Consider the following 311-nt stretch of genomic DNA (forward strand, 5'->3'; position numbering starts at 1 on the left):
CATCGGTTATGTTGGATTTTTTGAATTACTAAATGGGTTTAAAAAAACAGTTTATTGGACGAAGCAAGAAGTAGAAGCTCATCGTATCAAACATGCCAAAGGGTTTGATAAAACCAAGCTAACTGGAGCGTGGAAAGAGAATTATGATGCGATGGCGATAAAAACCGTCTTACGTAACATGTTAGCTAAATGGGGAATTTTATCTGTAGAAATGCAAAATGCGGTTACTTCTGATGAAAGAGTTTTTCGATTTGACGAAAATAATGATCTTGTAGAAGAAGTTACTTTAAATGATGCAGAACCAATTGAAT

General features: G+C 34.4%; 1 protein-coding gene. It reads left to right on the forward strand.

The window, feature by feature from the left end; all coding sequences use genetic code 11:
• The coding region (locus AB5M32_RS13700; protein WP_368024535.1) for a recombinase RecT at nt 1-311 on the forward strand (311 nt) is incomplete at both ends.

It is taken from the genome of Enterococcus sp. C57 (genome assembly GCF_040887305.1).
GTDB lineage: Bacteria > Bacillota > Bacilli > Lactobacillales > Enterococcaceae > Enterococcus_B > Enterococcus_B hirae.